The organism is Paraburkholderia sp. BGA-UO-ETr-F12 (assembly GCF_059567945.1).
This window is the reverse complement of record NZ_JCAQOZ010000056.1, coordinates 18,587-30,815: the sequence shown is the minus strand read 5'-3', so window position 1 is coordinate 30,815 and position 12,229 is coordinate 18,587. Positions and strand designations below refer to the sequence as shown.

At 58.7% G+C, this 12,229-nt stretch carries 9 protein-coding genes; 7 read left to right on the top strand and 2 right to left on the bottom strand.

Annotation, left to right across the window (positions count from 1 at the left end):
- The first annotated feature begins 85 nt into the window (after positions 1-85).
- The 7 genes from AC57B6_RS24155 to AC57B6_RS24125 all read left to right on the top strand — a co-directional run bounded on the left by AC57B6_RS24155 (position 86) and on the right by AC57B6_RS24125 (position 7,658).
- Positions 86-1,162 carry a porin gene (locus AC57B6_RS24155; protein ID WP_028194302.1) on the top strand — a complete coding sequence of 359 codons (1,077 nt, stop codon included), beginning with the start codon at positions 86-88 and terminating at the stop codon, positions 1,160-1,162.
- Between the two features lie 70 nt (positions 1,163-1,232).
- Entirely contained in the window at positions 1,233-1,637 is a 405-nt protein-coding gene (locus AC57B6_RS24150) for a nuclear transport factor 2 family protein (protein ID WP_030099285.1), read from the top strand.
- Positions 1,638-1,648: 11 nt separating this feature from the next.
- The gene (locus tag AC57B6_RS24145; protein WP_496422238.1) at positions 1,649-2,947 is read left to right on the top strand and encodes an MFS transporter; all 1,299 of its coding nucleotides are present in this window, start codon (positions 1,649-1,651) and stop codon (positions 2,945-2,947) included.
- Between the two features lie 281 nt (positions 2,948-3,228).
- Complete coding sequence (locus tag AC57B6_RS24140; RefSeq protein WP_496422237.1) at positions 3,229-3,600, top strand: BON domain-containing protein; 372 nt, start codon at positions 3,229-3,231, stop codon at positions 3,598-3,600.
- A 691-nt stretch (positions 3,601-4,291) separates the two neighbouring features.
- Positions 4,292-5,248 carry a glycosyltransferase family 9 protein gene (locus AC57B6_RS24135; protein ID WP_235430106.1) on the top strand — a complete coding sequence of 319 codons (957 nt, stop codon included), beginning with the start codon at positions 4,292-4,294 and terminating at the stop codon, positions 5,246-5,248.
- Positions 5,249-5,304: 56 nt separating this feature from the next.
- On the top strand, positions 5,305-6,195 hold the full coding sequence (locus tag AC57B6_RS24130; RefSeq protein WP_496422236.1) for a glycosyltransferase family 9 protein: 891 nt from the start codon (positions 5,305-5,307) through the stop codon (positions 6,193-6,195).
- Between the two features lie 104 nt (positions 6,196-6,299).
- Positions 6,300-7,658, top strand: a complete 1,359-nt coding sequence (locus AC57B6_RS24125; protein WP_496422235.1) for a hypothetical protein — start codon at positions 6,300-6,302, stop codon at positions 7,656-7,658.
- 638 nt (positions 7,659-8,296) lie between these two features.
- On the opposite strand, the gene AC57B6_RS24120 is transcribed toward AC57B6_RS24125, so the two are convergent.
- Together AC57B6_RS24120 and AC57B6_RS24115 are read right to left on the bottom strand one after the other, a co-directional pair.
- Positions 8,297-9,439 (bottom strand): porin, encoded by a 1,143-nt coding sequence (locus AC57B6_RS24120; protein WP_496422234.1) that lies wholly within the window; start codon positions 9,437-9,439, stop codon positions 8,297-8,299.
- Positions 9,440-9,861: 422 nt separating this feature from the next.
- Positions 9,862-12,114 (bottom strand): LPS-assembly protein LptD, encoded by a 2,253-nt coding sequence (locus tag AC57B6_RS24115; protein WP_454808132.1) that lies wholly within the window; start codon positions 12,112-12,114, stop codon positions 9,862-9,864.
- Positions 12,115-12,229 lie beyond the last annotated feature (115 nt).

The following is a 12,229-nucleotide window of genomic DNA, read 5'->3' as shown; positions in this document are numbered from 1 at the left end:
CGCACCGCGCCCTCCCGCATCAATAAATATTCGGTAACGCATTGAAATAAATTAAAAGATTGATCGACTCAATCAGGATACCTATATGAAACTTCGCTGGCTGCTTCTCGTCGTTGGCCTTTCCCTCAGTTCGGCAGTCTTTGCGCAAAGCAGTGTCCAGTTGTTCGGCATACTCGATTCCGGCATCACCTACGTGTCCAACCAGAACGGCAAGAGTAACGTTTTCTATCAGAGCGGCACGATGGTGCCGACCATCGTTGGCCTGCGCGGCACCGAAGACCTGGGAGGAGGACTTCGAGCGATCTTCAAGCTGGTCGACAACTTCAACGACGGCACCGGCGCAATGGTCAACGGCCTGCTGTTTGGCAAGGAAGCGTGGGTCGGTCTTCAGGACCAGAAGTACGGCACGCTGACGCTCGGCAACCAGTTCGATTACATGTTCCGCTACATGACGATCGACCGCTGGGGTTACATGCTCAAGTACAACCCGGTGTACTACACGCAGCAGGGTCCGTTCTCGAAGCTCGGGCTGCCGGGCGGCGCGTTTGACTTCGACCGCACAGCGGGCAGCATCACCACCAACAACTCGGTTTCCTATGAGAGCCCAATCTTCCATGGTTTCGGGTTCGGCGCGATGTACGGGCTCGGCGGACAGGCTGGATCGACCACCCAGGACAGCACGCAGAGCTTCGGGCTGCGCTACTCCAATGCGCTTGTCACGCTCGACGCCGCCTACACCTACACGCGGTTTCCCGGCATCAACAACGGCAACAACGGCATTCGCAACTGGGGGATCGGCGGTCGCGTCAACATTTACAACGCCGCCATCGACGCGATGTTCACGAACACCGAGAACACCTACAACGGCGGACGCGTGAACGTGTACGAGATCGGCGGCTACTACTCGCTCACCGGTGTGGACGAAGTCACGCTCGAGTACCAGTACGACCAGGGTAACGCGGTGCTGAGCGACAACAAGGCGCAGCAGGTCAATCTGACCTACGCGCACGACCTGTCCAAGAGGACTTTGGTGTACGTGACCCTGGCCCATCAATGGGCAGGCGGCGACGGACAGGCGCTCGCGACGATCATCGGGTCGACCGCGAGTTCGTCGAACGGCAACCAGACGCTCGCGCGGGTTGGTTTGACGGTGCGTTTTTGAACCGCGGCGCTTGCCGCGATGCGTCGCGCGCGAAGGGTCATCACTGTTTCGGATAACCAGGAGATTGTTTGTGATAAGTAACGAAGACGTCCGCGCCATCGAGCGCCTGCTGAGCGATTTCGCGTGGTGCGCGGATCGCGGAGACGGCGAATCGATAGGCCGGCTGTTCGTGCCAGATGGCGTACTGCACGTGGGCGGTGCCATCCTGAGCGGACGCGACGCGATTGCGCGCGACTGCGAGCGGCGCCATGCCGAGCCGGGCCGCAAGACCCGCCACCTCTGGTCGAACCTGCGCGTCGACGCGATCGACGCGAACCGCTCACAGTCGACCGCGGTGCAGATTACGTTCGAGCACCGCGCATCGGACGGCTCGCTGCAGGTGCGGGTCAACGACGTCTTCGACCAGCTGCGCCGCGCCGAAAACGGTGGGTGGCTGATCGAGAAGCGCGTCATCCAGCGCGAAATCGCGTTCTAGCGGGGAAAGCCATGTACCTGGACCAACGGAGTACGGCCGGAGCCGCCCGCGTGCGGCTTTCCGGCCAGCAGTTGCGCATCATCTTGCTGTGCGCGGCCGTCACGCTGGTCGACGGTTTCGACACGCAGTCGATCGCGTTCGTCGCGCCGCACATCGTCGATGTCTGGCGAGTCAGCCCGGTCCTGTTCGCGCCGGTTTTCGCGGCCGGTTTGCTGGCCAGCTTTATCGGCGCGCTCGTGCTGGGCCCGATGGGCGACCGGGTCGGACGCAAGCCGGCCCTCGTGATCTCGCTCGCAATCTTCGCAGCAGGCTCGCTCGGAACGGCGTTCAGCGACTCGATCGCATCGCTGATCGCGATGCGGCTCGTCACTGGGCTTGGCCTCGGCGGCGCACTGCCCTGCTCCATCACGCTCGCGTCCGAACATGCTCCCGCCGAGCGGCGCGAATCGCTGGTTTCGCTGATGTTCTGCGGATTCCCGCTCGGCGCGGTACTGGGCGGCCTGTCGTCCGAAGCGATGGTCGCGCTGTGGGGATGGAAGAGCGTGTTCATCGTCGGCGGCCTGTTGCCGATCGTGCTGGGTGCGCTGTTCGTGCCGCTCGTGCCTGAATCGGCCAGCTTTCTCGCGAGTCGCGGGTCGTCGGCACCGGGCAACGCGAGCGCCGGGCGCACGGCGCCTTCCTCGCGCGCCGTTACCGTACACCTGCTCTTCACCGAAGGCCGCGCCGTCGGCACGCTGCTGCTGTGGACGACGCTGTTTCTTAGCCTGCTGCTGACGTACTTCCTGATCTCGTGGATTCCACTGATCGCTCGTGCCAGCGGCGCAAACGTCCGTGCCGGCGTGATCGCCGTGTCGTTGCTCAATCTCGGCGCGGTGTGCGGCTCGATTCCGCTCGGCCGGCTCGGCGACCGCTACAGCCCCTGGCGGGTGATCCGAGCCGGCTTCGCCGCGGGGGCGGTCCCGATCTTCTTCATCGGCCTCGGCCAGCATTCGCCCGTACTGCTATGCGTCGCTACCTTCGTTGCGGGGATGCTGAGCATCGGCGCGCAGATGTGCACCGTGTCCTACGCGGCTGCCCTCTACAGCACGCAACTGCGCGGCACGGGCGTCGGCTGGGCGATGGGCATCGGCCGTCTGGGCGCAATCGCAGGCCCTATGCTCGGCGGCTTGCTCGTGAATGTCAGCATGAATCCTCCTATCCTGTTTGCGTTCGCCGCGGGCGTGTCGCTCGCGGTCGGCGGCTCAATGTGGGCGCTCGGGACGACGGGCAGCGGCCTCGCGGAACAGATCGTGGACGGCGGCACGCGATAACTGCGGCAGACCATTGGCCCTGCGGATGGCAAACCGACGGTATCGCGGCGTCTCTGGTGATCTCGACGAAGCTGCGATCAGCGATGTGCTGGCCGCGTGGGCTCTCTCGTGCGAATGCGCCCGGCTAAAATTCACGTTCGGGTGAGAATGACGAACGAGCAGGACCCGGGGCATGGGCGAGAGTCTGCAACGAATACAAGCGAAAGTTTGTGATGCTGTACTGAAGATGGTTCTGTCGCGGGCTATGAAGTCAAGAAAACTCTGACATCAGGAGCAACAGCATGAAACCGATTAAAAAACTTAGCCTGGCCGCTGGGGCAATGTTGATCGCCGCCGCCTCGCTTCAAACGTATGCCCAGGACGCATCTGCGCCCGCCACGGCTACGAGCGGTGCGACTTCAACCGCCAGGCAACAGTCCAAGGCTGCAAGGGCGGCCAACCGCGCGCTGTCCCGCAAGGTTCGCGCTGCGCTCGCGAAGGACAGGGACCTCAGCGGCGCCAGCATCACCGTACGGGTGAAGGACGGCGCGGTCACGCTGCAAGGAATCGTGCCGGAGGAGTCGCAGATTGACCGCGCAGCCCAGGTCGCCAAGGGCGTTGCTGGCGTGACGTCCGTCAAGAATGCATTGACGATCCGGGCGCTCGGAAGCTGACCCGCACAACGTGCCGGTAGCCGCCGAGCGCGTTGGGACACAGATGAGCCACCAGGCGGTCCACTTGCCGGATCGCCTGGACGGCTTTTTTTTTGATTGGTTTCCTACGTTTATGTCGCAACCTGATGCATCTGCAGGCTCTGTCATCTTGACGATGGCGGACGGACTGTTCCGGCAGGCAAATCGGTTTCCTTATCAACTGGGGTGACGTGCAATATCGGTCACTGTCCAACGATGCCGTGCGACCAGGTGAGCCCCAGCTTCGCGCGATGATGGGACCGAGTCGTCTTGCGGCGTCGTCGCAAGGCAGAATGCGGACCCAGGCTACCAAGGAATGCCTGCTGGCGCACCGGATCACGAAATCCGGATTCAAGACATCACTGAGAAAGTTTCGCCAAAAATGAGCCGCAAATCCTCCGTCCTGGTCTCGCCGACGGGAAAAGCGCAGCTTGCCCTGGAGCGCAATACTCCCAAGGCCAGATAAGGTAGATATGCCGGGCCTACGCACTTCACCGCAGTGATCGTCGGGGGCTGCGCCGTCGCGCTTTTCTCCAGCATCATTTTCAAAGAACAGCGCGTGGACTGGCCGACAAGCTGACTCAGCGAACGTAAACCTCGGTAATGACCGTTGTAACTCAAGTAACGTGCGCTGAATCTAGACTGTGGCCAATTCACTGAACGGCCTCCATTCATGACCTGGCAAGCGCTTCGCCAACTGTTGAGAGTGCGCCAATGGAATGTATCTATGCGGCAGGCAATCCAAACAGTAACCCGTGTGGCATTGATTCTTTCACCGGCAGTGGGCGACTCACTGCTGATGATGACGGTTGCGCGTAACCTTCAGAAACACAGTATTGCAGTCACCGTGTTTGGCCAGCATGCGCATGCTTTGCGCGATTGGTTTCCCGGCGTCGATATCCAGGCAGAGTTAGGCGATGATCATCTTGCACATAAACTGCACCGCTTTGATACGGTCATCCAGATGCACAGCAATAGACCGTTTGCGGGGCTGGATCGCATGCATCCCCGGGTAATCCTGCTCGATCACATCTGTCGCGCCCGCTCGTCAGAATCGATGGCCGACAGGCTGGCTCTATTTTGTCGTGACGAGTTCGGTTTGCTGGATGCCGCGAAAAGTAACGGCATCACGCCGCCGCCAGGACTTCAGCATCGGAGCTACCCGCTTCGCGTCGCCATCCATCCAACGGCGAGCACCGTGGACAAACGCTGGCTGGCGTCCCGCTTCGTTCAACTGGGGGTGGAATTACGCGACCAGGGTTTCAGCCCGCAATTTGTGGTTGCACCGCACGAACGCGCGGACTGGAAACACGTCGAGCGTTTAGGCATGGCGCTGCCTGATCTCTCTTCGCTTGATCACGTCGCCGCATGGCTTTTCGAGTGCGGGTGGTTCATCGGTAACGATTCAGGAATTGGCCATCTTGCATCGAACCTGCAGATTCCCACCCTCTCATTGTTCATGCGCCGCGGTATCGCGCGCACGTGGCGCCCCGACTGGGGGACCGGACGAGTGCTGATTGGAGGCGCCTACTTGCCCACGGGACGTCTGAAGGAACGCTACTGGAAATACCTGTTGTCCGTCGGCAAGGTGATTCAGGCATTCGAGCAGCTACGCGCCAATTTCTCATGAATCCGCTACCTTTCCCTGGCCTGGCGGCAGACGGACCCAGCCGCATCGCAGTAGTCATGTCCAACGCAATTGGCGACACGCTGGTGTTGATGGTCATCGTGCAAAATCTCTTGAGAAACGGCATGGATGTCACGGTATTCGGGCGCCCAGCTCACGCATTGCGACACTGGTTCCCCGATGTGACAATTCAACCATTGCCATGCGAGGCGGATGCCAGGGCAATGCTGGCGCCCTACCACGCTGTCCTGCAAATGCATCGGAATCAGCCGATTCCTCGCCTGACGGAAATCCACCCTTGTGTCCTCGATCTGGACGGGGTCGTATTCGGGGACCGCACAGGGTGTATGGCGGAACGCTTCGCCGACTTCTGCCGCGACGAACTCGCACTATCGAATGTCGATTTAAACAACGGGATGAGGCCCCCGCCCGCGCTACGACACCGCGAATACATTCGCCGGATCGCAATTCATCCCGAGGCCAGCACGGAGGACAAGCGCTGGCTATCGCGACGTTTCGTGAAATTGGCCCACAATTTGCGTCGGCGTGGATATGACGTCAACTTCGTGATTGCACCACACGAACGCGAGCGCTGGTTCGAACTGGAAAGATGGGGCATCCCCGCGCCGGAATTTAGCAGCCCTCATGAGCTGGCATGCTGGTTATACGAATCTGGCTGGTTTATCGGAAACGACTCAGGTGTCGGGCATCTTGCTTCAAGTCTTAATATTCCGACCATCAGCCTGTTCCGACGGCGCCGCGTATCTGAGCGCTGGCGCCCAGCGTGGGGAACCGTCAAGGTTGTTTTACCCTGGCAATGGGTTCCTACCGCACGGCTCAAAGAGAAACTCTGGCGCCAAACACTCACGTGCGCACGCGTGTTGTCGGCGTTTCAGCGCATGGTTCGAGATGACGGCGACACAGCGAAACCTGGTTCAGGTCAGCGATAAAGCGATTGCTGGTTCCGAAATGCCAGTACGTTGTGCTGTTGCCTGAGCCACGGTGTACGGACACCACTGGCGCCCTGTTGACTGCGGCTCTCCCGGGTTCGCGCATGGAAGAAGGCTTTCCCCGGCGCGATGGTTCACAACCACTTATCGGAATTCAACTTGCGCTACGCTCGATGATGTCAGAAACCAAAGCAGTGTTCTTGCATGCCGGATACAGAACGGCGGGCACATGGCTATGGTCGTGTTTCCGCCGCCTCAGCGAAGTCACCGCCTACTATGAACCGTTGCACGAGATGTTGTCGACGATCGACTCGACAAATCTGGCGACGAGTACGGCCGACAGTTGGCATTCGGGCCATCCGAGACTAGAGAAACCGTATTTCGCCGAATTCGCTCATCTGCTTGGACCTGATGGACGAGGTATCCCCGGCTACGAAGAGCGCTTCTCAATCGATTGCTTCACGGGACAAACTCCCGACGGGGCTGACCGGCTTGAGACCTATCTACGCAACCTGATTGCCGCGGCTCATGAGCAAGGCGGCGTGCCTGTCTTCAAGTTCTGCCGGTCGTCAGGTCGACTTCCGTGGTTCCGCAGCACCTTCCCGGAGGCCGTGCACATCGTGGTCGAGAAAAACCCGATTTCTCAATGGCTGTCCTGCTGGGATCTGCTCGCCGCTCACGAAAACCCGCATTTTGTGGCCGTGCCGTTTGCCGTTCTGGCGTTGAACAGACATGCACCGATGGTCGGCAGGGTGCTCGACGCGCTACACATCGATCTGCCAGATGTATCGCACGAGCCTGGAGAAGAATCGTTTGGAACATTCCTCGATTTTTGCAGGCAACATGCCGTGAGCGTTGCACCCGCCGCTGCGTATCGGGCCTTTCTTGGACATTGGCTCCTTACATTACAGCATGCGGCAACCCACGCACATGCGATCTTCGATTGCGATCTTGCAGCGCGGTCGCCCGCTTATACGCAGGCCGCCGAACGCTGGGTGGCCGATCTAACGGGACTTGCGCCATCGTTCGGAACCGTGCGTCAAGCGAGCGGGGACAATCGCGACTGTGGGTTCGACGCGTCGGAAGGATTGAAGATCCATCTCGAAGCCATGCATTTCGGCAAGGAAATGGTGCGTAGGGGCGCCGTGCATCCCGATACCTTTTCGCTCTGGGCCAGCAAACTCGCTCAGGCGACGCAGGTATTGGCTTTCGGTGCACAGGCAAACTGGCCGCAGATGCAGGTTCCTCTTCATCGGGCTACACGTATCGTGGATATCGCGTTGATCGACGGTGCGGGGTTTGACACAGTGTTGGCAGGTGAACTCGCCGCAACGCGGACGGCTTTAGGAGAAGTGAGGCAGCAACTTGCCAGACTGCAGGGTTCGCCGTTCTGGCGCCTGACGGAGTTGGTACGCCAGCTGTGCTCGCCGAAACGTTCCACCAGTTCTGTCAACGACCGATGAGGGGAGCAAGCCCACCAGTCCATACGGAAATTGAGAAAACACGCAACGATGAGCGCCTGAATCAGGCCACCTCCCTCCTTATGTCACGCCGCAAGACATTCCAGATATCGTCTTCCTGCCCGCAGCCGCGCGCCAGCGGCGCGGATGCCTGACTGGTGTCGAGACGGGCTGACTGACTTCGTTCAATTGATGCATAACAATGTAGACGATAGGTTTGCGGCCATGACATTGCGCAGTGATCGAATGTTCTATAGTTCGACTCTAGCGAATTCCATGACGCCCTCGACTAAGGCATGTAACGCGAATCTCGTTCTATAACAAACGATTTTTCTGCAATCGATCGTTATATCTTTGGCAGCGCATTTTTTTTGTTATCCAAATTTATTACGCCAACGAAGGACAATGAGCTTCGATCTGGAATAATCGAAGCCGGTCCTCAGATCAACTTTCGAGCGTGCTGAGATTCGTCCTCCTCGCAACACAAGACAGGGCTCGTCACATTTTCCGTGAAATGCTGCTGCGACATTCCTCCAGAGCGCAAAACTCGCCTGCGTTTTACGCGCTCCCGACGGCCGTCCCATTCAGGACGCGCCCGCCCCCGGCGCGCGCGTCGACTTTCAGGCAGAAAATGAACTCGATCAGAATCGAACGCGTATGCCCGCAGTGACGGCCAGCTGCTCATTCGAGCTCGACATAGACAGCCCATTGATCACCGCATGGATGCCGCTGTTGCCAGTATCGCTGACGTGCTGGTACACACCTTGAAGATAGACGTCCGTGCGCTTCGACAGCGCATAGTCCGTCTGCAGCGTGAACTGGTTCCACTTCGGCGCTACACCATCGATACGACTATCGGTGAAGGTATAAGCCGCTGACACCGAGACCGCCGGAGTGAAGTAGTAGTGTCCATTCAGTTCATAGTTGCTAAAGCGCGCACTATTGCTGGCGAAGGAAAGTCCGTTCGACGTGCCGGACGCTGAAGCTCCGATTCCCGCCAGATTACCGACGATCGTTTGCGTGAATACGAGGCCCACCGTCGCGTTAGCAAACGCATAGTTGGCGCCTGCGCCCCACGTCCTCTGCAAGCTAGACGTAAAGGTCGCGTCGTTAGTCACCGCTCCACCGGAGTTCAGGTCTGTCCCACTATTGTTCAGCTGTAAATACCCAGCGGCAAAATTGACCGGGCCATAGTTATACGTAGCGCCCACACTGTACGCCCGGTTTGTTGAGAAGTTGCCGGCGCTATTCGAGAAACCGTACAGGCCGCCGAATTTCAAACCGCCATAGTTGACGCTTGCGTACTTGATCGAATTATTGATGCGGAAAGAGTTATCAAGGTTGTCGTTATCAAACGGATGAGCGGCTTGTGTGCCGCCGAATCCCGTGCCCGTTAGCGAAAGAGGTGCAAGGTAGTCAACGACTGAATCGTACTGACGACCCAGTGTAACAGCACCATACTGATCGCTCGAGAGACCTACGAACGCCTGACGTCCAAATTCGAGACCATTCTGACCCAGCTTCCCATTCGCGATATTGAAGCCGTTTTCAAGTACGAAAACAGCCTTAAGCCCTCCGCCCAGATCTTCGCTTCCGCGCAGGCCAAATCGACTCCCATTGACCGACCCGCTCGTTTCCTGAAAATTTTTGCTACCGCCCTGGTTATTCGTGTACGTCAGGCCGGCATCGATAAGGCCGTAGAGTGTCACGCTGTTTTGCGCATGCGCAGTGGCTGCGAAAGTAAATGCGCTCGAGGCTCCGAGCACCATGAGAGTTCTTTTCATCAACATATCCTTCAAAGAAAGTTTACCGCGCATGGAAAAGTCATTTCGACGCGGCGAATACACAGCAAGACAACGAGCTAATGACCCTGCACCCGTTGATCAGCGATTAGAACTGAATGGAGAACAAGCACTGTGGGGCGGTGACAACGCCTGCGTTTACCGGTCGTTTCATAAATCGATACCTGTAACAAGGGTTCGCTGCCGACTGTTCGATCACGTCGACCGGAATCCTTTGCGATACGGGCTGATATCGTCCAGCGATGCGAAATACCCCGGGTAGTCGTCAATGACATCGTCACGCCTCGAAACTCAGGGTAAGGTCCAGGAAGGGCTGTCAGTTACTGAAAGCCATGCAAACGTAGTCGTTAATCAGAGAGCAATCAATGCATGCGCCGCGATGCTATCCACGATGTCTGCAATGGTTATGGATAGCTCGAAAAGCGCGATTCGGGCAATGCGGACGGCGCGACAGAATAGCCCGGGATGCTTGCACGGAACTGCTGCTGCAATCCATTGTCGATGTGACTCAAACCATTGAGTTGCAGTTGCATCAGGAAGCGAGTGCCTGTAGTGGGTGTCGTTGTCGAACTGACGTTCGTGTATTTCTGAAAGGCAAAGCTAACGCTCCAACAATCAGCCAGGTATTTCAGACCAATCAACCCGGCGAGCACTCGATGACTGACAATGTCGTAGTCGATCTGGCCGACACCAGACAGGCGCCGTGTCAATGGAAACTGCCCCGAGAGCAGTACCTGATTCTCCGTCTCATCGTCGAGGGTCGCATTGGCTCTCGCGTACAGGTACGCCGCATTGAAGACACTCCCCGCGGCGCGCTTCCACCCAAGGCCGATCGTGGCCTGCGTAAACTCCCCGCTGGACTGGTTGTATTCAATCCCTTGCTGAACCGAGACGGCGCCGATGTTCAGTGAGTCGCCAGCGATAAGATTCGACGGGCCGACAGTCGGCGGCGAATCGCCCGGCATCGTCACCTGCGTGTTCCGGAAGTAGTATTCCTGCGCGAGTACAAAGCGCGCCAGCTCATTGCCGTTCGCGGCATCGACGAAGCGCGTGGTGATCCCCGCTGTGATGCGGTTCATGTCGGATACGCGGTCGCCACCGACAAAGCGATTGCTTGTGAAAACCTCAGCGAGGCCAAAGTCGAGCGGCGCGGTGTCGAAGATTGGCGCGTAGTTCTGGTTTCGATACGGTGTGTAAACGTAATAGAGCCGAGGTTCGAGCGTCTGGATCAGACCGACACCGAAGAGATTCACACTGCGCTCGAATGTCATGCCGGAATCAAACGACAACGTCGGCACGTTGAAGCTAAACGTCGTCGGTTGACCCGCCGGTGCACCCGTGCCGATAGAGCTCAGGTCGTATGAAGCAAAGTGCCACTGCAGTTTGGGTGTCGCATACCAGCCGGGTTGCCCGAACTCATAGCTGACATACGGGTCGAACAGAAGCCGCTCGCCTTGCGTCGAATTTCCAACCGGGATCGTAAAGCGCGTTGCGTCCCATGTCGCGCCGAAGTCAAAGCCGTCGACATCGTAGCGCGCGTACTTGACGTTTAGTTCCGGCTCGCGGTTATACGGCGGAGTCGCATCGGAAAACGACTGCCAGTACTGCACGCGCGTCAGCACGGACCACGGTCCGTGGTTAAAAGCAACGCCCGCTTCCTGCTGGAACAGGCTTTGGCCGCCGACCACCACTGAACTTGAATTCGCGAGGTCAGTCGTCACGTTCGCATCTGAAACGCGCTGGTAGTTCACATAGGCGGAAAAACCGCCGCCAAGTGTTTGTTGATGCTGAAAGGAAATCGAGTAACGGTTTGTGTCCGTCAATGCATCGTTCGGAAGATAAGCAAATGACAGCGTCCCCGAATACGACGGTGTCAGATAGCGAAAGTCCGTCGTCAACATCACGCCGCGTTTCGACATCAGGCGTGGTGTGAGCGTCAGGTCATAGTTCGGCGCGAGATTGAAGTAGACGGGCACCGCGACATCGTAGCCGTTCGTCGAGCTAATCGAAAACGTAGGCGGCAGAATGCCGCTTCGGCGCGTCCCGTCGAGCGGGAACGACAACCACGGCGAGGCGAAGATCGGTACACCGAGGAAGAACAGAACGCCGTTATGCGCTACGCCGTTGTTTTGCGCGTTGTCGAGGTCGAGCCGCGACGCACGCACATACCAAGCCGGATCGTCGACACACTGGCACGTCGTATACGTGCCGTCGTAAAGCGTTTCTTGCTGATCGTCGTGCAGTTCGACGCGGGAACCACTGCCTTTGCCGTCGCTCAGGATGAAATGGTATCGCGGCGTCGTCATCATGCCTTCGTTCGAATCGACATGAAGATGCGCGTAGGGCCCGATAAACTGATTTCCGTCGCGAGTCAGCACCACGTGCCCGAATGCATCCGCAACGTCCTGATCTACGTCGTAATGGATCGCGTCAGCCTGCACGACAGAGGTGGCACGACGCAACTCGGCGCTGCCCTTCAGTGACAGATCCGCATCGTATGTGCCTGTCGCTTCGCTACCGAGACCAAAAGTCACGGCAGACATCCCTGGCGCGAGCGGATGCTCCTCGAGCCGCGGTGCGAGCAACAGGCTCCATGGGTCGTTCGTCAGCTCCGGCTGCGCGGGCATGCTGCTGGACTGCGCATACACATGACTCATGCATACGGGCAGCACAAACAGGATATCGAGCGACCGTCTGAGTAACCACGAGCGCGCGCGACGCACCACGGGCGCACAACGAGCGAGCGATACGGCACAGAAAATGGGCCTGAGC

Coding starts and splice junctions, on each gene's coding strand:
- AC57B6_RS24155 (WP_028194302.1), top strand. CDS start 86: ATGAAACTTCGCTGGCTGCTTCTCGTCGTTGGCCTTTCCCTCAGTTCG.
- AC57B6_RS24145 (WP_496422238.1), top strand. CDS start 1,649: ATGTACCTGGACCAACGGAGTACGGCCGGAGCCGCCCGCGTGCGGCTT.
- AC57B6_RS24140 (WP_496422237.1), top strand. CDS start 3,229: ATGAAACCGATTAAAAAACTTAGCCTGGCCGCTGGGGCAATGTTGATC.
- AC57B6_RS24135 (WP_235430106.1), top strand. CDS start 4,292: ATGACCTGGCAAGCGCTTCGCCAACTGTTGAGAGTGCGCCAATGGAAT.
- AC57B6_RS24130 (WP_496422236.1), top strand. CDS start 5,305: ATGTCCAACGCAATTGGCGACACGCTGGTGTTGATGGTCATCGTGCAA.
- AC57B6_RS24125 (WP_496422235.1), top strand. CDS start 6,300: ATGGAAGAAGGCTTTCCCCGGCGCGATGGTTCACAACCACTTATCGGA.
- AC57B6_RS24120 (WP_496422234.1), bottom strand. CDS start 9,439: ATGAAAAGAACTCTCATGGTGCTCGGAGCCTCGAGCGCATTTACTTTC.
- AC57B6_RS24115 (WP_454808132.1), bottom strand. CDS start 12,114: ATGAGTCATGTGTATGCGCAGTCCAGCAGCATGCCCGCGCAGCCGGAG.